Raw genomic sequence first — 22,556 nt, 5'->3', positions numbered from 1 at the left:
CGGGGCCTCTTTGGCGGTGCGGCACGTACGGTCTTCGGGAGCCGAGCCGGTACGGCAGGCCGGTGCCCGCCCGCCGCACGGACGGCTCGACGCGGCATCAGCTGCAGGACACGCCCGCGGACTGCCAGGTGGTGGCGTCGACCATCTTGGTCGGGGCGAAGGCCTCCTTGGGGAAGTCCTTGCCGTTCTTGAGCTTGTCGTACATGGTCTGCACCGCCAGGGCGCCGACGTCCTTGCCGTTGATGAACAGGGCGGCCTTCATGCCCGACGGCTTGCCGGACGCCCAGTCCTTGCACGCCAGGTAGGCACCCAGGCCGACGCCGTCGATGTCGTTGGGGCTCACCCCGGCGTTCTGCAGGGCGGTCACGGCACCCTGGACGTTCTCGTCGTTGCAGCCCCATGCCACCCAGTGCTTGACGCCCGGGTTGGCGGTGATGGTGGCGGCGACCTTGTCCTGCGCGCCGGTCGGGGTGTTGTCGGTCGCGACGTCGATGTTCTGCACGCCCGGCACGGCCTGGTCGAAGGCGTCCTTCGCGGCCTTCACCCGGTCACCGCAGACGGTGACGTCCTGCTTCCATCCGGAGATGATCCGGGTGTCCGCCGGGTTCCAGCCGGCCTTCTTGAACTCCTCCGCGGCGCGTTGGCCGACCTGCTGGCCCATCTGCTGGCCGGAGAAGCCGATCCGGGGCACCAGGTCGGACGCGGCGCACTGCGCCGGGGACGGCCCGCTCGCGCAGACCTGGTCGTCGGAGGTGAGCAGCGCGGCCTTCGCGTCCCGGGCCGTCTGGACCACCTGCGGGCCGACCGCCGGGTCCGGCACCACGATGATCAGACCGTTGCTCTTCTGCGCGATCGCCGACTGCACCTCACTGACCGTCTTGTTCGCGTCATTACCGAGGTTCACGACCTTCAGGTCGGCACCCAGCTCAGCGGCCTTGGCCTTCGCCTCTGCGGCCTCGTCCACGAAGTACTGCTGGTCCCCCTGCTTCTGCAGATAGGTGATCGAGATCTTGCCGGACACCGGCGCCACCGACGCATCGGCGCCGGACGACGTCTGTCCGGTGGAACACGCGGTCAGACCGAGGACGGTGGCCAGGCTCAACGCGGCAGTCGGGGCGAGGCGGCTACGGAGGGAGGGGTGCATGCTGGGGGCTCCTGAGGGTGTTGGACCGATCGGCTAGAACTAGAAGCAACACAACCGATCAGAAAGCATCGCGATCAAACGCGATGAAGCAAAAGGAAACGCCCAGTTCAGACCCGAGTCAAGCCTTCGAACCCAACTGGGTGGTTTCGAAACCGTCTCGTTACGCCCACTCAGCATCCTCCGCGGGCAGGGGAGTTGATAGAACTGGTGTCCACACGCTCATGCGGAGCCTGCGCGGAACCCCTGGGGACCGGGGACAGCACTGGGAGGCACCCCGGGGATGCGGCGAGTTGGCGCCACGCCCAGCGGCGGCCACACCACGACCCTGCGCTCGACACCCGCTGCGAGATGCCTGGCACCGAGGCCGCAACGCCAGTGGCCGATGACGTTGGTTTTGATGCCAGGCTGTTGATTAGTGTTGGAAGTCGGGCCTACGCTCCCGCCCGGCGCCTGGAGGGCTGCGGAGTCAGCCGAGCAATCGCCGGCCACTTCCCCCATCCGGCCGGCAGTCTGTGCCGAAGGCGTCGGCGCGCTTCGGCCGCCGGCGCTCCGGTTGCTCCCCTCCCCCACCCGGCCGGCCGCCTCGGACACCACCGGGAAGCCGTGAAAAAGAACTGCCCCGGGGTTGACGGCAACCCCGGGGCACCTCCCGCGTCCCACCGACCGCGTCCGATGGAACGACAGCGCGATCGACGGACGTCCGCTCAGAGCTCCTGCGCCATGAGGATCTCCTCGACGGCCTCACGTGCGCGGCCCGCGTCCGCCGGGACGAGGCCGATGCGGGTGCGGCGGTCGAGGACGTCCGCCAGGTCGAGCGCTCCCTCGTGGGTGATGGCGTACTCGATCTCCGCGCGGGTGACGTCGATGCCCTCGGCGATCGGCTCCATCGGGCGGTCGACGCTCGCGGAGTCGACGACGACCCGGGCCGCGCCACCGTGCCGGGCCACCAGGGAGGCGGGCAGACCGTTGGTCGGCTGGCTCTCCCGGTGCGCGGGGGCTCCGACCAGCGGCAGCCGGTCGGTGCGGCACGGACCGGCGGCCAGGCCGCGGATGCGCACCGCCTTGTCCATGGTGTCCTGGGCCATCCGCCGGTAGGTGGTGAGCTTGCCGCCGACCACGGTGATCACCCCGGACGGCGCCTCCAGGACGGCGTGCTGGCGGGAGATGTCGGCGGTGTTGCCGCCACCGGCGTCGATCAGCGGTCGCAGCCCGGCGAAGGCGCCGCGGACGTCGGCCCGGGTCAGCTCGGTGTTCAGGGCCGTGTTGACGGTCCGCAGCAGGAAGTCGATCTCGCCCTCGGTCGGGCGGGGCTCGTCCGGGATCGGACCGGGCGCGTCCTCATCGGTCAGTCCGAGCACCACCCGGCCCAGCTGCTGCGGCAGCGCGAAGACGAACCGGCTGGTGGAGCCGGGCACCGGGACGGTCAGCGCGGCGGTCGGGTGGCCGAACGCCGCGGCGTCGAAGACCAGGTGGGTGCCGCGGCTGGGCCGCAGCCGGATCGAGGAGTCCACCTCGCCGGCCCAGACGCCGGTGGCGTTGACCACCGCGCGGGCGGAGACGGTGAAGGACTCGCCGCCGAGCGTCTCGGTGAGCCGGGCCGACGTCCCGGTGACGTCCTCGGCACGTACCCGGGTGAGCACCCGGGCGCCGTACTGGGCGGCCGTGCGGGCGATGGCGAGCACCAGGCGGGCGTCGTCGATCAGCTGTCCGTCGTGTGCGACCAGCGCGCCGCCGAGGCCGTCGGTGCGAACCGAGGGCACCAGCCGGGCGGTTTCGGCCGCGCCGATCCGGCGTACCCGCGGCAGCAGCCGCGAGGGCGTGCCGGCGCTGAGGCGCAGTGCGTCGCCGGCCAGGAACCCGACGTGCACCAGTGCGGCCTGGGCCCGGCTCACCGAGGGCAACAGCGGCACCAGTTGGGGCAGCGCCCGGATCAGGTGGGGTGCCGTCCGGGTCATCAGGATGCCGCGCTCGACGGCACTCTCCCGGGCCACCCCGACCCGACCGGAGGCCAGGTAGCGCAGGCCGCCGTGCACCAGCTTGGAGCTCCAGCGGCTGGTGCCGAAGGCGAGGTCCTGTGCCTCGACCAGGACGGTCTTCAGGCCCCGGGAGGCGGCGTCGAGCGCGACGCCCGCGCCGGTGACGCCGCCGCCGATGACGAGTACGTCGATGTCTGCGCCGTCGGCGAGCGCGGCCAGGTCCGCGGCACGGCGCCGCGGGTCGAGGATGGTGCTGGGTGCGGTCATGGTGCGAGGTATCCGTTCAGGGCGGTGGCCAGTTCACGGCGCCAGGCGTGCTCGGGGAGCAGCTGCGCAACCATGCGGTGGGACTGGACGGTGGACTGGGCGATGAGCAGCACCATCGCGGCCAGTTCGGTCGGCTCGCCGGCCCGGATCGAGCCGTGCCGCTGACCGGCCTCGATCCCGGTGCGCAGGGCGTCGAGCAGCCGGTACTGGCTGGTGCCGAGGCGGTCGAAGACGTACTCGAACAGCGTGTCCGAGTCGGAGTGCAGCAGCGCGCCGAGCACCGGGTGGTCGCGCAGCCGGACGGCGACCTCGACCACCCCGGCCACGAAGGACTCCCGGTCGTCCCCGGCGGGCACGACCTGGCGGTAGGTGGCGGCGATCTCGCGGGTCAGCAGTGCAGCGATCACCGCACGTACGTCGGCCCAGCGCCGGTACACGGTGGGACGGCTGACTCCGGCGCGGCGGGCGATCTCGGCGAGCTGGGTGCGCTGGACACCGAGTTGGACGATCAGGTCGGCGGCGGCGTCCAGGATCGCGTCGTCGGTGCTGCGGGGCTCATCGTTACGACTTGACATTATGCGTAATACTGTAACGCATGGCACCTGAAACGCAGTCGAATCCCGCGGCCCTGCCGCTCCCCCCGATGAAGTGGGATGCCTGGGGTGACCCGGCCCGCGCCAAGCCGCTGCCGGACGACGTCAAGGGGCTGCTGGCCGCCGCACTCGGCGTCTCCGGAGAGGGCGCCGATGAGCTGACGCTGGATCAGACTGCGCTCCGGTCATCGGAGTTGGCCGAAGATGACCGGAGGGCCCTGTCCGCGATAGTCGGGGAGTCGTGGCTGAGCACGGCGGACGCCGACCGGCTGCCGCGCTCCGGCGGCAAGTCCACCCTGGACCTGCTGCGCCGCAAGAGCCGTGAGCCGCAGGACGCGCCGGACGCCGTGGTCCTGCCCGGCAGCGAGGAGGAGATCGCGGCCGTCCTGGCGCTGTGCACCGAGCGCCGGATCGCGGTCGTCCCGTTCGGCGGCGGCACCAGCGTGGTGGGCGGCGTCGACCCGGACCGCAGCGGTTTCACCGCCGTCATCTCGCTCGACCTGCGCCGCTTCGACCGACTGCACGAACTGGACGAGGTCTCCGGTGAGGCCGTGCTCGGCGCCGGCCTGACCGGCCCGCAGGCCGAGGAGCTGCTCGCCACCCGCGGCTTCGAACTCGGCCACTACCCGCAGAGCTTCCGCTACGCGACCATCGGAGGCTTCGCCGCCACCCGATCCTCCGGCCAGGACTCCGCCGGTCACGGCCGCTTCGACGAGATGGTCCGCGGCCTGCGCGCGATCACCCCGGCCGGCACCGTGGACCTCGGCCGCGCACCCGCGTCCGCGGCCGGGCCGGACCTGCGCGAGCTGTTCCTCGGCTCCGAGGGCGCCTTCGGCGTGATCACCGCCGTCCGTCTGCGTGTCCACCCGTTGCCCGCCGCCAAGGCCCACGAGGCCTGGAGCTTCCCGGACTTCGCCACCGGCGCGGCCGCGCTGCGCGCCGTCGAGCAGCAGGGCACCGGACCGACCGTGATCCGGCTCTCGGACGAGTCCGAGACCTTCGTCAACCTGGCCATGACGGACAAGATCGGCGGCAGCCAGGTCACCGGCGGTTGCCTGGCGGTCACGGTCTTCGAGGGCACCGCCGAGCAGGTCGCCGCCCGGCACGAGGCGACCCGTACCGCGCTGCTCGCCGCCGGCGGCACCTCGCTCGGCGCCGAGCCCGCCGAGGCTTGGGAGCACGGCCGGTTCGACGCACCGTACCTGCGCGACTCGCTGCTCGCCGCCGGTGCGCTGTGCGAGACGCTGGAGACTGCGACCAACTGGGCCAACCTCGGCCGGCTCAAGTCCGCGGTGACCGAGTCCCTGCAGAGCTCGCTGCGGGCGAGCGGCACCGAGTCGATGGTGATGTGCCACATCTCGCACGTCTACCCGACCGGCGCCTCGCTGTACTTCACCGTGGTCGCCGCCCAGCGGGGCGACGCGATCGCCCAGTGGACCGGCGTCAAGCGGGCCGCCTGCGACGCGATCATGGCGAACGGCGGCACCATCACCCACCACCACGCGGTCGGCGCCGACCACCGCCCGTGGCTGGACCAGGAGATCGGCGAGGTGGGTGTGCGCATCCTGCGGGCCGTCAAGGACGCCGTCGACCCGGCCGGGATCCTCAACCCTGGCAAGCTGATTCCGTGAACCCGGGCTGTCGGCCCGCGACTTGGGGGTGCGCATGAGCGAGCGAATCAGAGGCAGGGACGCGTGGCGAAGCCACCGCCGAGCGAAGCGAGGGGCGGGGGCATGAACCGCCAGGTGGTACTGCTGTCCAACCCGGCCGCCGGCGGTGGCCATGCCGAGCGGGCGGCGGCACGGGCCGCCGCCCGGCTCCGGGAGCACGGCATCGAGGTGCTGAACATCGCCGGCGCCTCCCCGGCGGACGCGCTCCGCCTCGCCCGCGAGACGGTCGCCCGCGGCGTGGACGCGTTGGTGGCGGTCGGCGGCGACGGCATGATCCACCTGGCCCTGCAGGCACTGGCCGGCAGCGGCGTACCGCTCGGCATGCTCCCGGCTGGCACGGGCAACGACCAGGCCCGCGAGTACGGCGTGCCGATCGGCGACCCGGAGTCGGCGGCCGACGTGATAGCCGCGGGGCACGTCGCCACCGTCGACCTCGGCCGGATCGACGCCGAGGACGGCACCAGCCGCTACTTCGGCTCGGTGCTCGCCGCCGGCTTCGACTCGCTGGTCACCGACCGGGCCAACCGGATGGCGTGGCCGCGCGGCCGGAGCCGCTACAACCTCGCCATGGTCGCCGAGTTGGCGAACCTGCGGCCACTACCGTTCCGGATCACGCTGGACGACGGCACGGTGATCGAGCGTCCGCTCACCCTCGCCGCGGTCGGCAACACCCGCAGCTACGGCGGCGGAATGCTGATCTGCCCGGGCGCGGACCACACCGACGGCCTGTTCGACGTCACCATGGTGGGCGCGATGCCGCGGCTGAAACTGGTGCGGTTCTTCCCGACCGTGTTCAAGGGCACCCACGTCGAGCACGGGGAGGTGCACACCGTTCGGAGTGCCACGCTGCGGATCGAGTGCCCCGGGATCAGTGCGTACGCCGACGGGGAGTTCATCGCCCGCCTGCCCGTCGAGGTGAGCATCGCCCCGCGCGCGCTCGGGGTCATCGTCCCGGCCTGAGCCCGAGCACGCGCTCGACCGGCCGGCAGCCGTCAGGGCTCGCACGCGGCTCCGCCGGCCCTTCCCTTGCTGGACCTTGCCGACACACGTACCGCTTGCGTGGCCCTGACGGCTGCAGGTGCCCGTCTGACGCCTGCCGGTGGCTCCCTGGTGGCTCCCGGAGCCCGATCGCGCCGCACTGCGGTCCGCATGCCGATCGACATCCATCCCTGGCGGAAGCCCGCAGCGGCTCAAGCAGCGCCGCACGTCGGCCGCATGTCACGCACAGTGACCATAAGTTGCGAGCCCAGCACCCTCCGCGCTCGACTTCCTACGTACCCGTATGAATGCGGCGTGCCTGGAAGCTGGAGGCTTCACGTTGGCCGGACTCGAATACGCCGGTTACTTCCCGCAGTGGTCGATCTACGACCGGAAGTTCTTCCTCAAGGACCTGGACGTCAACAATACGGCGAAGAAGTTGACGATCCTCAACTACGCCTTCGCGAACATCTCGTCGGACACCGAACGGTATCGCGGCTACAGGTGCTTCGCGGCGACCGTGCCGAACACCAACCCCGACCACGCCGACGGCTCCATCGATGTCGGGGACGCTGACGCCGACTGGATCAGGCCGTTCAGCGCCGCCGAGTCCGTGGACGGGGTGGCCGACCCCGGGTGGAACGACGAGAAGCACCTCAAGGGCAACTTCAACCAGCTGAGGATACGACCTGCACGGCCCCTCCGACTGCCCCGGCGCCTGCGTGACCAACCATCAGTCGGCCCTGCACAGCGTCCCCGAGGACCCGAGCCCGCGGAGGCTCTCCGTGGAGGCGGCCGTCAAGGCCTGGACCGACGCGGGCGCACCGAAGAAGAAGCTCCTCGTGGGCGTGCCGTTCTACGGCCGCGGCTGGGAGGGCGTGCAGAGCACCGCGAAGAACGGGCTGTTCCAGCAGGCGAGCGGAGCGGTGTCCAAGGCCAACGGCGCCAAGTACGCGGTGGGCGTCAACGACTACCGCACCCTCGCCCCCCTTGCTCAGCAGGGGTACCAGGTCCACCGGGACGACGCCAACGGCGTGGCGTGGCTGTTCAACCCGGACAAGAGGATCTTCTGGACCTTCGACGACCCGATGGCGGCCTACCGGAAGGCCGAGTTCGCCAAGGAGCAAGGTCTCGCCGGCGCGATGTCCTACTCGCTGGAGGGTGACGACAAGAGCACCGCCATCCTCTCCGAGCACATCCGCGCCGCGCTCGACGGCCGGCAGCCGCCGACCCCGCCGCCGTTGAAGGACGCCTGCACCGCTCCCGAGTGGAGAACGGACTACGTCTACGGCAAGCCCAGCGTGGTCAGCCACGCCGGCAAGATGTGGCGGGGGCAGTACTGGACCAAGGGAACCGCACCGGGCAGCAAGGACGGCGGAGGCGGATCCCCGTGGCGTGAGCTCCGCACCTGCAAACTGCCGGCCAGACTCCACCCCAACGGTGCGAAGCCCTGGCAGGAGGGCCTCGCGTACGAAACCGGCACCATGGTCACCCACCAGGGCGAGCTCCACACGGCGGCCTACAACATCAGGCCCGACCAGGCCATCACGCCGGGCACGGACGTCAACACCTGGCAACCGCACGGCAAGTACGAGACGGCAGGTGTCTGACGGACGTTCACCGCACGAGCGGAGAGCCCTGGGCCCGGCCCAGGGCTCTCCGTCGTTCCGGCGGCCCGGTCCGTGCGCGTGGCCACCCCGGGTACCGCACTCTCCCGGCTGTCAGCGGCCCCGAGTAGATTCGTGGCATGGAACCCAAATCTCTTCTCCTGCACCTGCGCCGGGAACTGACTTACTTTCAGAAAACTCTCGTCGACGGCGAGCTGTCGGCGCCGGTCGAGCACTGCGGCGACTGGACGTTGCACGACCTGGCCGAGCACATGGGCGGGTCGAACCTGTGGGCGGCCATCGCTGCCACCGAGGGGCGTGGGGACTTCAAGCCGCCGGCGGCGCCGCGGGAGCGGTCCGCGCTGGTGGAATGGTTCGAGGCCTCGTCCGCGACCTTGCTGAAGGCGCTGGACACCGCCCCCGACACCGCCGCCTGGACGTTCTATCCGCCGCACACGGTCGGCTTCTGGCAGCGGCGCCGCTGCATGGAGACGCTCGTCCACCGCTGGGACGCCGAGCACGCGGTGGGCACCCACCGGCCGATGGACGTCGAGCTGGCGGGCGAGGGTGTCGCCGAGGTCTTCGACACGATGGCGCCCCTGCTGGTGTCCCGGGGCCGTGCCCTCGCACCCGAGAGCGCTCTGCGGCTCGAGGCGACGGACAGCGGCGCCTCGTGGACCTACGGGCCCGGATCGCCGGTGGCCACGCTCGCCGCGCCGGCGGAACACCTCCTGCTCCTGCTGTGGAACCGGATGCCGGTCGACGGCGAGACCTTCGCCTGGGAAGGAGACCAGCGGGCCGGGCGGCGGATCCTGGAGCGAACCCTGACCCCCTGACCCCCGCGAACGGAGTTCCGACGACGCCCTCGGCGGTCCCGTCGCCAGGACGGCGAGTTGATCGGACGCTCACCCCACGATCCTGCTGCCGCCGGGGAGTTCGAGGTCCTGCCCCGTACTCGCACCCGCGCAGGCCGTGGCGCCTGCGCGGGTACCTGCGGTCCGGTAGGACGACGGGCTCGACCCGTCCTGGTTCCCTGACCGCCGGTCAACCCGTCCGGACCGGTGCCGCACCGGCCTCGGGCAACATGCACCCGAAGGCGGCCCGGACGTCGGCCATCGTGCGGCCGGCCTCCCGGAGTGCCTGCGGCAGATGGTGTGCCACGGCCTCGACCAGTCCCCGGATGTGATCACGGTCGACATGCCGGGTGAGGGTGAAGCGCAGGCCCGACTTCTTGAGGGGAACGACGGGGAAGGACGACTGGTTCACGTAGAAACCCGCGTCGAGCATGCGCCGCACCATGCCGTAACTCACCTCGGGCTCACCGAGTCCGATGAAGTAGATCGGGGTACGGGGGTCGGAGACGACGGGCAGGCCGGCGGCGGCGAGGAGTTCGTTGCAGTAGTCCCGACGCTCAGCCAGTTCCGCCTGCAGGTCCTCGATGCGATCGGAGAGATGGATCCGCGCCGAGGCGATCGCCGCACCCAGCATCGGGGGTGGCAGCGGGTGCGAGTACATCAGTGGTCCCCCGTTGATCCGGACCCTGCCGGACAACTGCTCGGTGGGGAACACCGCAACGCCGCCGATCGTCCCGAACCCCTTGGCGAGCGTCGTGATCAGCACCACGCGCTCGCTCAGGCGCCGGCCGAGCTTCTCGAAGACGTAGCCCGCACCGTGCCGCCCGTACCAGCTCATGCCGTGCGCGTCGTCGATGTAGAGGTGCAGCGATGGGTACACCTCCATCAGCCGGGCGAGGTCCTCGATCGGTGCGACGTCGCCGAACATCGAGTACACGCCGTCGATCAGGTACCAGACCCGCTCACCGGCTGCCTGCGCGCGCCGCAGTCGCCGTTCGAGCGCGTCCAGGTCGCCGTGCCGCACCATCGCGAGCCCGACCCCCTGCTGCCGAACGAGTTGCGCGGCCGTCTGGACACTGAAGTGGACCTGCTGGTCCAGCACGGCGCGGTCGCCGGCCTCGAGCAGCGCCGGCAGCACGGAGATGTGGCACAGCGACGTCGAGGAGTACACCAGCACGGGGTGATCCGCGTAGATCTCCCGGAGCAGCGCCTCGAGTTCGAGGTTCAGCCCGGAAGCCACGTACGACCGGGAGATCGAGAACTGAACACCGAAGCGCTCGACCGCATCGACGGCGCCGCGCCGGATCCGCTCGTCCTGCTCCAGCGAGAGGTAGCCGCAGGTACCGAAGTTGACCAGATCCCTGCCCCCGATCCGCAGGTACCTGCCCGGTGGCGCGTCGAGCCCGGTCGTCAGATGGCTGGTGCCCTGCCGCATCGCCTCGGCGATCAGCCTCTCCGCGGTGTCGGCGGAACTCTGGTACGGCACACGGGCCATGACGGCTTCCCCTCAGACCATAAGTCGGTCGGACTATGGGACAACCGCCGCACCTCCGCAGAGGTTACGCGTCATCGAGCCGCCGGCGTGTCCCCCGTCATGGCCGGAGCCGGCCACGCACGCGCCGGGTCACTTGACGATGTGGTTTCCCCACAGCGTCTTGTCGTCGACGTTGTCCTTGGTGACCAGGGGTGCCGGAAGGCGGTCCTCCATGCCGTTGGGAAGGGAGATGATGGTCGAGTCGTGGTCGGTGGGCCCGGTGTGGAAGGACTTGTTCTCGGCGGCCGCCTGCGCGTAGTACAGGGCGTACTTGGCGTACAGGTCGGCGGGCTGGGAGACGGTGGCGTCGATGTCGCCCCTGCGGATCGCGTCGAGCTCCTGCGGGATGCCGTCGTTGGAGACGATGGCGATGTGGCCGCTCTGCCCGGCCGGCTTGAGCAGGCCCTTCTGCTGGAGGAGGGTGAGGGTCGGCTGCAGGAAGACACCGCCGGCCTGCATGTAGACGCCCTTCAGGTCCGGGTTGGCGGCGAGCGTGCTCTGCAGCTTGGCCGAGGCCACGTCGCCCTTCCAGTCGGTGGCGAGCTCGATCACCTGGATGCCGGGGAACTGCTTCTTCATGCAGGTGGCGAAGCCTCGGCTCCGTTCGTACCCGTTGATCGAACTGAGCGCGCCCTGGAGTTCGGCGACCTTCCCCTTGCCGCCGAGCTGCTTGCCCAGGAACTCGCAGGCCTTGGTGCCGTACGCGACGTTGTCCGCCCGGACCACCATGTACACCTCGCCGTGCTCGGGTTCGGTGTCGACGCTGACCGCGTTGATCCGGTGGGAGAAGAGGTCGAAGAAGAGCGCCTCGGTGTTCTGCGTCGACTGCGGCGCGATCGCCACGGCCTTCACGTGGTCCTTCTCGAACTTCTGGAGGTTGGACTTCAGTTGTGCGTCGTCATTGTGGGACTCGGTGATCTGGACGCTGTCCAACCCCTGTTCGGCGACGCCCGCCTTCAGGTACTGGGCGTACGACTTCCAGAAGTCGGAGTCGTCCCGGGGGAGATCGACACCGATGGCCGCTCCCGCGTCCCGGGCTCCGGCACCGGAGGAGTGGCCCGAACAGCCGGTCAGTGTCCCGGCGACCAGGACTGCTCCGGCTGCCGCACCGGCGACCGTGGCCCGGGGCTTGCGGTAGTGCATTGTTCTGACCCTTCGCTACGAGTGAGGTGGTGTCGTGGGAGGAACGGTGGCAGTGCTGCGGTCCAGCCACTCCTCCACGGCTGCGATGTGCACGGCCGCCACGCAGGCGGCCAGTTGGGCGTCGCGGGCGGCGAGCGCGCTCAGGATGGCCTGGTGCTCCCGGTGCGCCCGGGCGCGGGCAGGGGCGTCGTGGGTGCCCCGCGCGATGCGCAGCCGCTGGGTGTGGGTGGACAGGATCCCCAGCAGCGTGGACAGCACCGGGTTGCCGACGGAGTCCACGATGATGCGGTGGAACTCGATGTCCAGCTCGACGAAACGCTCGACGCTGACCTCCCCCGCCGAGCGCTCAAGGGTCCCCTCGAGGACGGCCAGTTGCTCCGGCGTCAGGCAGCCGGCCGCCTGTGCCACCGCCTGTGGTTCCAACAGCCGTCTCACCTGGAGGAGTTGCCGGGCGCTGTCGCCGTTCGAGACGTCGGCGGCGAAGGCCATCGCTTCCATCAGCAGATGTGGCTCCAGACTGGAGACGTAGGTGCCGGCGCCCTGCTTCGGGACCAGGATGCGCATGGCGGTCAGCGCTCGGACCGCCTCGCGGAGGGAGTTGCGTGACAGTCCCAGCTGCTCGGCGAAGTCGGCCTCGTTCGGCAGCCGGGAACCGGGGGCGAGCGTGCCGGAGACGATCATCTTCTTGATCTTTTCGATCGCCAGATCGGTCACCGCGGTCGGGGCCGCTTTCCGGGCACCGGGGCTTGGATATCCGCTCATGGCTGGAACTCCTGGTCGGCGGGGTCGGACGACGGACGGGCACGGACGGGCCGGCGGCGCGCCGCCCGCGGTGAGGGCCCCGGGCTGCCGCGCCGCGCGGCCTGGGAATCCGGACAGCGGTCCTCGACTGAGAGCGCTACTCCTGCTTCTCACCGGAGGCGAACCGGGAGACGATCAGCGCGAGGATGATGATCACGCCGTTGAGGAACTGGTTCCACAGCGGCGGCACACCGGCCAGGGTCATGACGTTGACCACCAGCTGAAGGGTCAGCACGCCGGTGAGCGCACCGAAGAGAGTGCCGCGCCCCCCGTTGAGGCTGACGCCGCCGATGACGGTGGCGGCGAAGACCTGGAAGATCCAGCCGTTGCCCTGGTCGGCGGAGATGGAACCGTAGTGCCCGGTGTAGAGGATGCCGGCGAAGGCCGCGAGCAGGCTGCCGAGGATGAGGACAACCCAGGTGATCTTGTCCACCCGGATCCCGGCGGCGCGCGCCGCCTCGGCGTTGCCGCCGATCGCGTACAGTGCCCGGCCGTGCCGCAGCCAGGCCAGCGCGGAGCCTGCGAGCAGGAAGAGCACGGCGCAGATCCAGATGGCCGCGGGAGCGCCCAACCAGGAGGCGCTGCCCAGGTACCGGAACGAGCCGGGGACGTTGACGATCGACTGCCCCTGGGAGACGGCGACCTGAAGACCTCGCAGCAGGGTGAGCCCGCCGAGGGTGACGATGAAGCCGTTGAGGCGTAGTTTGAGGATCAGGAAGCCGTTGACGGCGCCGATCAGGGCCCCGACGAACAGACAGAGCGGGATGGCGGCCCATCCGGGGAAGAGCCCGAGTCCGTTGAACCGGGCGCCGTGATCCGGCAGTACGAGCCAGACCGCGATGACCGGCGCCACGCCGATGGTGGACTCCAGGGAGAGGTCCATCCGGCCGGTGATCAGGATCATCGCCTCGGCGAGGACCAGCAGGCTGAGCTCGGTGGCCTGCTGGCCGACGCCCAGGAGGTTGTCGGCGGTGAGGAAGGCCGGGGAGACGGCGAAGCCGATGATGCCGAGCACCACGAGGACCGGCAGCAGGGACAGGTCGCGGTAGCGGGCGAGGTCGAACCGGCGGCCGTCCGGCCCCGCGGTGACGGCGCTGTGCTCGGTGAAGTCAGTGGTGGCCATGGCCTTCCTTCGTGTCGGGTAGGTCGGCCACGCCTTCCATCGCGGCGACCAACTGTTCGTCACTCCAGCCGCGGTCGAGCTCCGCTACGACCCGGCCGTGGAACATGGCCACGACGCGGTCACAGACCCGCAGGTCGTCGAGTTCGTCGGAGACGATCAGGGCCGTGTTCCCTTCGTCGGCGACCTGGCGGACGGTGCCGAGCAGGGATTCCTTGGACTTGATGTCGACGCCGTTGGTGGGTCGGATGGCGACCAGGACGTGCGGTCGGGTCGCCAGGGCGCGGGCGATGACCACCTTCTGCTGGTTGCCGCCGGACAGCGCCGACACCGGGGTGGCCGGCCCGGGGGTCTTGATGTCGAGGTCGGCGATCATGCGCTGGGCGAAGGCCCGGGTGCGTGAGGGCAGCACCGTGCCGCACGGGCCGAGCTGGTCGGTGACGGTGAGCGTGGCGTTCTCGGCGACGCTGCGCTGCGGGACCAGGCCCTGGACGTGCCGGTCCTCGGGCACGAAGCCGACGCCGGCGGCGAGCGCCGCGGGGACCTTGCCGGTGCGGACGGGCCGGCCGGCCACGGTGATCCGGCCGCCGTGCGGGCGGTGCAGGCCGGCGACGGTCTCACCGAGTTGGACGTTGCCGCTGGCCGCGGCCCCGGCGAGGCCGACGACCTCACCGGCCCGGGCGGTCAGCTCGACGTCCTGGTAGAAGCCGGGCAGGGTCAGGTTCTCGATCTCCAGCAGCGCCGGTGCGTCAGTGGACACCGGTTCGGTGACGTCCCGGTCGGCCGCGGACGTGCGGGTCCGCTCGCCGGTCATCGCCTCGACCAGGGCGTGCTGGTCGAGTTCGGCGACCGGCGCGGTGACGATGTGCCGGGCGTCGCGGTAGACGGTGATCGTGCTGCAGAGATCGTAGATCTCCTTGAGGTGGTGCGAGATGAACAGGAAGGCGACGCCTTGGTCCTGGAGCTCCCGGAGCTTGGTGAACAGCCGCTCGATGCCCCGGGCGTCGAGTTTCGCGGTGGGCTCGTCCAGGATGATGAACCGGGCGCCGAAGGACAGCGCCCGGGCGATCTCGACGAACTGCCGCTGTTCGACCGTCAGATCCTCGGCGCGCGCCGTCGGGTCGACCTCGACGCCGTACTCGGTGAGCAGTTCGGTGGCGCTGCGGCGCAGCCGCCGCCAGCTGATGGGGCGGAGGCCGCCGCTGCTCTGGCGGTCGAGGAAGAGGTTCTCGGCGACGGTCAGCGCGGGGATGATCGTGGAACGCTGGTAGACGCAGGCGACTTTGGCACGCCAGGCATCGGTGTCGCCGTGGGCGGGGGCCGGTTCGCCGTCGAAGCGCAGGGTGCCGGTGTCGGCGGTCTGCAGGCCGGTGAGGATGGAGACGAGGGTGGACTTGCCCGCACCGTTGCGGCCGACCAGGGCGTGCGACTCGCCGGGGGCGACCGCGATGCGGGCGTCGCTCAGCGCGATGGTGGCGCCGAAGCGCTTGCTGATTCCATCGGCCTCGACGACAGGGCTCTTGGGAGGACTTGGGTCCGCCATGGCGGGGTCCTTTCCGCTGGGTGATTCGGCGGGCGGCGGTGCGGGCCGCGTGGGCAGCGGCCGGACGGATCCGCCGTTCACCGGTGGTCCTGGGTCACTTGCCGAGGTTGTTGCCCCACAGGGCCTTGTCGTCGACGTTGTCCTTGGTGACCAGGGGCGCCGGGAGCTGGTCCTCGAGGCCGTTGGGCAGGGAGATGATGGTCGAGTCGTGGTCGGTGGGGCCGGCCTGGAACGTCTTGCCCTCGGTGGCGGCCTGCGCGTAGGAGAGCGCGTACTTGGCGTACAGGTCGGCGGGCTGGGAGACGGTGGCGTCGATGTCGCCCTTGCGGATCGCGTCGTACTCCTGCGGGATGCCGTCGTTGGAGACGATGGCGATGTGGCCGCTCTCCCCTGCCGGCTTGAGCAGGCCCTTCTGCTGGAGGAGGGCGAGCGTGGGCTGCAGGAAGACACCGCCGGCCTGCATGTAGACGCCGTTCAGGTCCGGGTTGGCGGCGAGCGTGCTCTGCAGCTTGGCCGAGGCCACGTCGCCCTTCCAGTCGGTCGCGAGCTCGATCACCTGGATGCCGGGGAACTCGCTCTTCATGCAGGCGGCGAAGGCCTCGGAGCGGTCGCGGCCGTTGATCGAGTCGAGCGCGCCCTGGAGTTCGGCGACCTTCCCCTTGCCGCCGAGCTGCTTGCCCAGGAACTCGCACGCCTTGGTGCCGTACGCCTTGTTGTCCGCGCGGACCACCATGTAGACCTTGCCGGTGTCGGGGCGGGTGTCGACGCTGATCACCGGGATCTTCTTCGCCGCGAGGGTGTCCAGGGTGGAGGCGATGGCGCCGGTGTCCTGGGGGGCCATGACCACGGCCTTGGCACCGGTGTTCTCGAAGACCTGGACGTTGGCGACCAGCTTGGTCACGTCGTTCTGCGAGTTGCTGACCGGAAGGGTGTTGAGGCCCTGTGCGGCGGCGCCCTGCTTCACGTACTGGGCGTAGGAGTTCCAGAAGTCGGAGTCCGCGCGCGGGAGATCGATGCCGATGGCCGGCTTGCCACCTGAGGCGGCGTCGGACGACGACCCGCGGTTGCAGGCGGTGGCGGATGCCGCCAGCAGGAGCACCGAGACGGCCGCTGCCACGGTCTGGGAGGTGCGAAGCTTCATCGTGAGGTCTCCTTGGGTGTGGCCGAGACGCCGACGGGGGCGAGAAGAGAAGCGTTCGGCACGGTGGAAAGGGGCACTCGGCCCCACCCGCCGGAGGGCACGCAGGTGCCGGCCGCCTCCGGGGGCCCTCGTCCCGGGTAGGCCGGCACCTGCTCGGCGGTCCGGGTCAGGGGAGCCCGGACCGCGAGTCCCAGCCTCTCCGACTCTTCGAGAATCGTCGGATGGGTGCGGGCACGAGGAGACTACGAGTCCTGACGATCGCTCGACAAGTACAGACCTCGGACGATTCCAAACCGTGACATTTGGATTTCGCGACTATCCAACTCTCCGCTAGTCTCCAGGCGTTCAGCACTGAAGCACACCTTCCCGATCCGACTTCGACGTGCGTCCAGGAATCGTCGGAGGACTTGTTGCGCTCGGACCTACCCACTCATATGGTTCAAGCCACCTTCAAGTCATCCGATGTATGACGCGGAGTTCCGCTCCCTCCCGACCGAGAGGCCTGACCATGAAGCTGCTGCGCATCGGTGCCCCGGGCGAGGAGGTGCCGGCCGTCCAGGACGAGGACGGCCGGACCTTCGCCCTCTCGACCGTCACTGACGACATCGACGGGGCCTTTCTCGCCGGCGGCGGCGTCACACGGGTGCGCCGGGCCCTCGCCGAGGGCTGGCTGCCCGCGATCGAGCCCGGGGGCCGACGGATCGGGGCCCCGATCGCCCGTCCCGGCAAGGTGGTCTGCATCGGCCTCAACTACCGCGACCACGCCGAGGAGACGGGCGCGCCCGTCCCCGAGCGTCCGGTGGTCTTCATGAAGGACCCGTCCACGGTGGTCGGCCCCGACGACGGCGTGCTGATCCCCCGCGGCTCGGTGAAGACCGACTGGGAGGTCGAACTTGCCGTCGTCATCGGCCGCACCGCCCGCTACCTGACGGATCCGGCCGGGGCGGCGGAGTGCATCGCGGGCTACGCGATCAGCAACGACGTCTCGGAGCGCGAGTTCCAGCTGGAGTACTCGGGCCAGTGGGACCTCGGCAAGTCCTGCGAGACCTTCAACCCGCTCGGCCCGTGGCTGGTGACGCCGGATGAGGTCGGTGACCCCCAGGCGCTCGGCCTGCGGCTGGACGTCAACGGAGTGCGGCGCCAGGACGGCAACACCAAGAACATGGTCTTCGAGGTGGCTTTCCTGATCCACTACCTGAGCCGGTACATGGTGCTGAACCCGGGCGACGTCATCAACACGGGCACTCCGGCCGGGGTGGCCCTGGGGCTTGTGGACACCCCCTACCTGCGCGCGGGCGACACCGTCGAGTTGTCGATCGACCGCCTCGGCGCGCAGCGACAGATCCTCAGCAACGCGTGAGAGGAACCGAGTTGGCCACAGACACCACGCGGATCGTCGCAGTGGACACTTACGACATCCGCTTCCCCACCTCGCGTGAGCTGGACGGCTCCGACGCGATGAACCCCGATCCCGACTACTCCGCCGCCTACCTGGTACTGCGTACGTCGGCCGACGGCCCGGAGGGCCACGGCTTCACCTTCACCATCGGCCGCGGCAACGACGTCCAGGTGGCCGCCATCCAGGCACTGCGCGAGCACGTCGTCGGGCGCTCGGTCGCCGAGGTCTGCGCGGATCCGGCCTCGCTGCACCGCGATCTGGTCGGTGACAGCCAACTGCGCTGGCTCGGCCCGGAGAAGGGCGTGATGCACATGGCGATCGGCGCCGTGGTCAACGCGGTGTGGGATCTCGCGGCCAAGCGCGAGGGCAAGCCGCTGTGGCGACTGCTCGCCGACGCCGAACCCGAATGGCTGCTCTCCCAAGTCGACTTCCGCTACATCGCCGACGCGCTCAGCCCGGACGAGGCCCTCCACCTGCTGCGGCGTGGCAAGGAGGGCTCCGCCGACCGGGCGGCCGAGCTGCTGCGGCGCGGATACCCGGCCTACACCACGTCGCCTGGCTGGCTCGGCTACTCCGACGAGAAGCTCACCCGGCTCGCCCACGAGGCGGTCGCGGACGGCTTCCGGCAGATCAAGCTGAAGGTCGGCGCCGACCTGGCGGACGACATCCGCCGCTGCCGGGTCGCCCGCGCCGCCATCGGTCCTGACATCCGGATGGCGATCGACGCCAACCAGCGCTGGAACGTGGCCGAGGCGATCAGCTGGACCAACGCCCTGGCGGAGTTCGACCCCTACTGGATCGAGGAACCCACCAGCCCGGACGACGTGCTGGGCCATGCGACCGTCCGCGAGCGGGTCGCCCCGATCCGGGTGGCCACCGGCGAGCACGTGCAGAACCGCATCATCTTCAAGCAGTTGCTGCAGGCCGGCGCCATCGACGTGCTGCAACTGGACGCGGCGCGGGTCGGCGGTGTGAACGAGAACCTCGCCATCCTGCTGCTCGCGGCCAAGTACGGCGTCCCGGTCTGCCCCCACGCGGGCGGCGTGGGACTGTGCGAACTCGTCCAGCACCTCTCGATGTTCGACTACGTGGCGCTCTCCGGCACCACCGAGGACCGTGTCATCGAGTTCGTCGACCACCTCCACCAGCACTTCGTGGACCCGGTGGTGATCGACGACGGCCACTACCGGGCCCCCACCGCACCGGGGTTCTCCGCGGCCATGCACCGAGCCTCGATCGACACCTACCGCTATCCGCAGGGAGACTTCTGGGTAGCGGACCTGGCACAGCAGCAGAACACGGAGGTTCCGGCATGAAATGCGAACTCGACGGGCTTGCCGCACTGGTCACCGGCGGGGCCTCCGGCATCGGCCTGGCCACCGCGCGACTGCTCGCCGGGCGCGGTGCCCGGGTCGCCGTGCTCGACCTCGACCCGAAGGCCGTGAACGAGCCGCTGGCCGGCTACTTCGCCGACGTCAGCGACGACACCTCGGTCCGCACGGCCGTCGAGCGGGCGGCAGCGGACCTGGGCGGCCTCGACATCCTGGTCAACAACGCCGGTATCGGCGCCGCCGGAACGGTCGAGGACAACCCCGACGACCAGTGGCACCGCGTCCTGGACGTCAATGTGCTCGGCATCGTCCGGACCACCCGCGCCGCCCTGCCGCACCTGCGGCGATCGGCCCACGCCTCGGTGGTCAACACCTGCTCGATCGCCGCCACCGCCGGCCTGCCGCAGCGCGCACTGTACTCGGCGAGCAAGGGCGCCGTGCTGTCCCTGACCCTCGCCATGGCGGCCGACCACATCGGCGAGGGCATCCGGGTCAACTGCGTCAACCCCGGTACGGTGGACACCCCCTGGATCGGCCGCCTGCTCGGCGCCGCGGACGACCCGCGGGCCGAACGCGCCGCGCTCGAAGCCCGCCAGCCGCACGGCCGCCTGGTCACCGCCGAGGAGGTGGCCGCCGCCATCGCCTACCTGGCCTCGCCCACCGCGTCCTCGGTCACCGGCACCGCACTCGCGGTGGACGGCGGCATGGCCGGCCTGCGGCTGCGACCGGCCGCCCGGTGAGGAGCGCCGCCGTGCACCGAGTCAGGCTCGGCCGCAGCACCCCGGCCGTCACCCGGCTGTCCTTCGGCGCCGCCGGGATCGGCAACCTCTTCACCCCGGTGACGGACGAGGCCGCCGCCCGGGCGGTGGACGCCGCCTGGGCGGCCGGCATCCGCTCCTTCGACACCGCTCCCCACTACGGTCTCGGCCTCTCCGAGCGCCGCCTGGGCGCCGCCCTCCGCGGCCGCCCGCGCGCGGAGTACACCGTCGCCACCAAGGTCGGCAGGCTGCTCGAACCCCTCCCCGACCCGGCCGGCGACGACCTCGCCAACGGCTTCGCCGTGCCCGCGACCCACCGCCGGGTGTGGGACTTCACCCCCGACGGCGTCCGGCGCAGCCTGGAGGCCAGCCTGGAGCGGCTGGGACTGGACCGGGTGGACATCGTCCATCTGCACGACCCCGACGACCACTTCGCCGAGGCCATCGGCCAGGCCTACCCGGCCCTGGAACGGCTGCGCGCCGAAGGCGTGGTGGGTGCGATCGGCGTCGGGATGAACCAGGCCCGGATGCTGACCCGCTTCGTGCGCGACACGGACGTCGACGCCGTACTGCTGGCCGGGCGGTACACCCTGCTCGACCAGGGCGCGATGGCCGAGCTGCTGCCGGAAGCCGCCCGGCGCGGCGTCCGTGTCATCGTCGGCGGCGTCTTCAACTCCGGTGTGCTGGCCGATCCCAAGCCCGGAGCCACCTTCGACTACGCCGCCGCCCCGCCGGAACTGCTCCAGCGGGCGCTGCGGATGCAGGCCGTCTGCGAGCAGTACGGCGTGCCGCTGCGGGCTGCCGCGGTCCGTTTCGCGCTGGCCCCGAAGGCCGTCGCGAGCGCGCTGATCGGAGCCCGCTCGGCCGAGGAGATCACCGACGCCGCCCGACTGCTGGATCTGGACATCCCGGATGCGCTCTGGCAGCGGCTGGTGGCCACCGGTCTGCTGCCCGACCACCTGCCCCTCCCGAAGGGAAGCCGGCCCCCATGCGTGTAGCGCTCTTCATCACCCGTTTCAACGACACCTTCTTCCCCGGCACCGGCCGAGCCGTCGTCAGCCTGCTGGAACGGCTCGGCCACAGCGTGGAGTTCCCACCGGAGCAGACCTGCTGCGGCCAGGCGCACTTCGACACCGGCTAGCGTCCGGACGCCGTACCGCTGGTCGTCCGCTTCAACGGCGCGCTCACCCCCGCCGCGGTCGGTATCGCCGTCACCGGCACCGTCGTCCTGGAGGCCGGGCCCGGTCAGGGCAGGCGCGCCCCTACCCCGTCCCCCGACTACCACCTGTGCGTCATCCGCGCGGAGCAGATCTGCGACGACGTCCCCGAGGCGCTCTCCCGGCTGGATCCGGCGCGACCGCTGACCTTCGTCTACCGTCCGCCACCAGCGACATCGAACTCGACCGCGTCGAGGGCGTGCACGGCCCGCGCACCCTGGACATCATCATCGTCACCACGGAGGAGCCGTGAGAGTCGCCCTGCACACCCGCGTCCGCGCCGACCGGATCACCGAGTACGAGGCTGCCCACCGCGAGGTCCCCACCGAGCTGACCGACGCCATCCGGTCGGCCGGCGTGTCCTCCTGGACCATCTGGCGCAGCGGCGTCGAGCTCTTCCACCTGCTGGAGTGCGAGGACTACGCCCGGCTGCTCGCCGAACTGGAGCAGCTCCCGGTCAACATCGCCTGGCAGGCCCGGATGGCGGAGCTGCTGGAGGTCGTCCACGACTACTCCGCCGACGGCGCCTGCGCCGGTCTTCCCAGGGTGTGGGAGCTGTGACCGGCCGCGGGATCATCGACGCCCACCACCACGTCTGGGACCTGGCGGTCCGGCCGCAGAGCTGGATCACCGGCGAGGCGCTCGCGCCGCTCAACCGTTCCTTCTCCGCCGAGGATCTGACGCCTGAGGCCCGCGCGGCCGGGGTGACGGCCACCGTGGTGGTGCAGACCGTCTGTGTCCCCGAGGAGACCCCGGAGCTGCTGGCCCTCGCGGCCGGCAACCGGCTGGTCGCCGGTGTGGTCGGCTGGACCGACCTGACCGACCCCGGCACAACCGACGCCCTCGCCGTGCTGCGCGAGGGGCCGGGCGGCGACCGGCTGGTGGGCATCCGGCACCAGGTCCAGCAGGAGCCCGACCCCGACTGGCTGCTTCGCCAGGACGTGCAGCGTGGTCTGACCGCCGTCGCCGACGCCGGCCTGGCCTACGACCTGGTGGTCAGGCCGCACCAGTTGCCCGCAGCCGTCGCCGTGGCCGCCAGGCTCACCGGGCTGACCTTCGTACTCGACCATCTCGGCAAGCCGCCGATCGCCTCCGGGGCGCTCGGCCCGTGGGCGGCCGACGTCCGCCGGCTCGCCGAGCTGCCCAACACCGTGTGCAAGCTCTCCGGCCTGGTCACCGAGGCGACGCCGGGTGCCTGGGAGGTCGCGGACCTCCAGCCCTACGCCGACACGGTCCTGGACGCCTTCGGCCCGCAGCGCGTGCTGTTCGGTTCCGACTGGCCGGTGTCGACGCTGGAGGCCGCCTACGGTGCGATCGTGGAGGTCGCCGACCGGCTCACCGACACATTGAGCCCGGCGGACAAGGATGCCGTGTTCCGGGGGAACGCGGCTCGCGTGTACCGCCTGGCGCTGTGACCGCCGGCCACGGCGCCGGGCAGAAGTCCAAGCTCGCCCGTCGCGGCACGCGTCAGGGCTCGCCC

At 70.9% G+C, this 22,556-nt stretch carries 20 protein-coding genes and 1 pseudogene; 12 read left to right on the top strand and 9 right to left on the bottom strand.

The genetic code is table 11. From position 1 onward, the window contains the following. Positions 1 to 97: 97 nt before the first annotated feature. The 3 genes from ABD369_RS18960 to ABD369_RS18950 all read right to left on the bottom strand — a co-directional run bounded on the left by ABD369_RS18960 (position 98) and on the right by ABD369_RS18950 (position 3,962). Positions 98 to 1,144, bottom strand: coding sequence for a substrate-binding domain-containing protein (locus tag ABD369_RS18960; RefSeq protein ID WP_344637622.1), 1,047 nt, complete (start codon positions 1,142 to 1,144; stop codon positions 98 to 100). A 704-nt stretch (positions 1,145 to 1,848) separates the two neighbouring features. Further along, entirely contained in the window at positions 1,849 to 3,387 is a 1,539-nt protein-coding gene (locus tag ABD369_RS18955; RefSeq protein ID WP_344637621.1) for a glycerol-3-phosphate dehydrogenase/oxidase, read from the bottom strand. Continuing rightward, positions 3,384 to 3,962 carry a TetR/AcrR family transcriptional regulator gene (locus tag ABD369_RS18950; protein WP_344637620.1) on the bottom strand — a complete coding sequence of 193 codons (579 nt, stop codon included), beginning with the start codon at positions 3,960 to 3,962 and terminating at the stop codon, positions 3,384 to 3,386. The genes ABD369_RS18955 and ABD369_RS18950 overlap by 4 nt, the downstream gene beginning before the upstream one ends. A 20-nt stretch (positions 3,963 to 3,982) precedes the next feature. Here ABD369_RS18950 and ABD369_RS18945 point away from each other — a divergent pair, with 20 nt between their 5' ends. The 4 genes from ABD369_RS18945 (at position 3,983) to ABD369_RS18930 (ending at position 9,071) form a co-directional block, all read left to right on the top strand. Beyond that, a complete protein-coding gene (locus tag ABD369_RS18945) occupies positions 3,983 to 5,611 on the top strand; it encodes an FAD-binding oxidoreductase (RefSeq protein ID WP_425557662.1) in 1,629 nt (542 codons plus the stop codon). 102 nt (positions 5,612 to 5,713) lie between these two features. Further along, positions 5,714 to 6,610 carry a diacylglycerol kinase gene (locus ABD369_RS18940; RefSeq protein ID WP_344637619.1) on the top strand — a complete coding sequence of 299 codons (897 nt, stop codon included), beginning with the start codon at positions 5,714 to 5,716 and terminating at the stop codon, positions 6,608 to 6,610. A 707-nt stretch (positions 6,611 to 7,317) separates the two neighbouring features. Further along, positions 7,318 to 8,238 carry a glycosyl hydrolase family 18 protein gene (locus ABD369_RS18935; protein WP_344637720.1) on the top strand — a complete coding sequence of 307 codons (921 nt, stop codon included), beginning with the start codon at positions 7,318 to 7,320 and terminating at the stop codon, positions 8,236 to 8,238. A 137-nt stretch (positions 8,239 to 8,375) separates the two neighbouring features. Next, a complete protein-coding gene (locus tag ABD369_RS18930; RefSeq protein WP_344637618.1) occupies positions 8,376 to 9,071 on the top strand; it encodes a maleylpyruvate isomerase family mycothiol-dependent enzyme in 696 nt (231 codons plus the stop codon). Between the two features lie 208 nt (positions 9,072 to 9,279). On the opposite strand, the gene ABD369_RS18925 is transcribed toward ABD369_RS18930, so the two are convergent. The 6 genes from ABD369_RS18925 to ABD369_RS18900 all read right to left on the bottom strand — a co-directional run bounded on the left by ABD369_RS18925 (position 9,280) and on the right by ABD369_RS18900 (position 16,371). Next, a complete protein-coding gene (locus ABD369_RS18925) occupies positions 9,280 to 10,584 on the bottom strand; it encodes an aminotransferase class I/II-fold pyridoxal phosphate-dependent enzyme (RefSeq protein ID WP_344637617.1) in 1,305 nt (434 codons plus the stop codon). Between the two features lie 129 nt (positions 10,585 to 10,713). Then, entirely contained in the window at positions 10,714 to 11,766 is a 1,053-nt protein-coding gene (locus tag ABD369_RS18920) for a sugar ABC transporter substrate-binding protein (RefSeq protein WP_344637616.1), read from the bottom strand. A gap of 15 nt (positions 11,767 to 11,781) precedes the next feature. Next, complete coding sequence (locus ABD369_RS18915; RefSeq protein ID WP_344637615.1) at positions 11,782 to 12,528, bottom strand: FadR/GntR family transcriptional regulator; 747 nt, start codon at positions 12,526 to 12,528, stop codon at positions 11,782 to 11,784. 136 nt (positions 12,529 to 12,664) lie between these two features. Then, positions 12,665 to 13,690, bottom strand: a complete 1,026-nt coding sequence (locus tag ABD369_RS18910) for an ABC transporter permease (RefSeq protein WP_344637614.1) — start codon at positions 13,688 to 13,690, stop codon at positions 12,665 to 12,667. Next, positions 13,677 to 15,230 (bottom strand): sugar ABC transporter ATP-binding protein, encoded by a 1,554-nt coding sequence (locus ABD369_RS18905; RefSeq protein WP_344637613.1) that lies wholly within the window; start codon positions 15,228 to 15,230, stop codon positions 13,677 to 13,679. The genes ABD369_RS18910 and ABD369_RS18905 overlap by 14 nt, the downstream gene beginning before the upstream one ends. A gap of 94 nt (positions 15,231 to 15,324) precedes the next feature. After that, on the bottom strand, positions 15,325 to 16,371 hold the full coding sequence (locus ABD369_RS18900) for a sugar ABC transporter substrate-binding protein (RefSeq protein ID WP_344637612.1): 1,047 nt from the start codon (positions 16,369 to 16,371) through the stop codon (positions 15,325 to 15,327). A 508-nt stretch (positions 16,372 to 16,879) separates the two neighbouring features. On the opposite strand from ABD369_RS18900, the gene ABD369_RS18895 reads away from it, so the two are divergent. The 8 genes and pseudogenes from ABD369_RS18895 to ABD369_RS18860 all read left to right on the top strand — a co-directional run bounded on the left by ABD369_RS18895 (position 16,880) and on the right by ABD369_RS18860 (position 22,491). After that, positions 16,880 to 17,731: a fumarylacetoacetate hydrolase family protein gene (locus ABD369_RS18895; protein ID WP_344637611.1), complete on the top strand. Its 852-nt coding sequence runs from the start codon at positions 16,880 to 16,882 to the stop codon at positions 17,729 to 17,731. Between the two features lie 11 nt (positions 17,732 to 17,742). Beyond that, positions 17,743 to 19,086, top strand: a complete 1,344-nt coding sequence (locus tag ABD369_RS18890) for an L-fuconate dehydratase (protein ID WP_344637610.1) — start codon at positions 17,743 to 17,745, stop codon at positions 19,084 to 19,086. After that, a complete protein-coding gene (locus tag ABD369_RS18885; protein ID WP_344637609.1) occupies positions 19,083 to 19,841 on the top strand; it encodes an SDR family NAD(P)-dependent oxidoreductase in 759 nt (252 codons plus the stop codon). Before ABD369_RS18890 ends, ABD369_RS18885 begins: the two co-directional genes overlap by 4 nt. A gap of 11 nt (positions 19,842 to 19,852) precedes the next feature. After that, positions 19,853 to 20,857 carry an aldo/keto reductase gene (locus ABD369_RS18880; RefSeq protein WP_344637608.1) on the top strand — a complete coding sequence of 335 codons (1,005 nt, stop codon included), beginning with the start codon at positions 19,853 to 19,855 and terminating at the stop codon, positions 20,855 to 20,857. Next, complete coding sequence (locus ABD369_RS18875; RefSeq protein WP_425557661.1) at positions 20,848 to 21,000, top strand: heterodisulfide reductase-related iron-sulfur binding cluster; 153 nt, start codon at positions 20,848 to 20,850, stop codon at positions 20,998 to 21,000. The genes ABD369_RS18880 and ABD369_RS18875 overlap by 10 nt, the downstream gene beginning before the upstream one ends. 18 nt (positions 21,001 to 21,018) lie before the next feature. Then, positions 21,019 to 21,150 (top strand): annotated as a pseudogene (locus ABD369_RS18870) (lactate utilization protein C); the annotation flags it as partial. A gap of 175 nt (positions 21,151 to 21,325) precedes the next feature. Then, the gene (locus tag ABD369_RS18865) at positions 21,326 to 21,637 is read left to right on the top strand and encodes an L-rhamnose mutarotase (RefSeq protein WP_344637607.1); all 312 of its coding nucleotides are present in this window, start codon (positions 21,326 to 21,328) and stop codon (positions 21,635 to 21,637) included. Then, the gene (locus ABD369_RS18860) at positions 21,634 to 22,491 is read left to right on the top strand and encodes an amidohydrolase family protein (protein ID WP_344637606.1); all 858 of its coding nucleotides are present in this window, start codon (positions 21,634 to 21,636) and stop codon (positions 22,489 to 22,491) included. Before ABD369_RS18865 ends, ABD369_RS18860 begins: the two co-directional genes overlap by 4 nt. The last annotated feature ends 65 nt before the right edge of the window (positions 22,492 to 22,556 follow it).

This window comes from Kitasatospora cystarginea, from assembly GCF_039533515.1.
Taxonomy (GTDB): domain Bacteria; phylum Actinomycetota; class Actinomycetes; order Streptomycetales; family Streptomycetaceae; genus Kitasatospora; species Kitasatospora cystarginea.
This window is presented reverse-complemented; position numbering and strand designations above follow the sequence as displayed.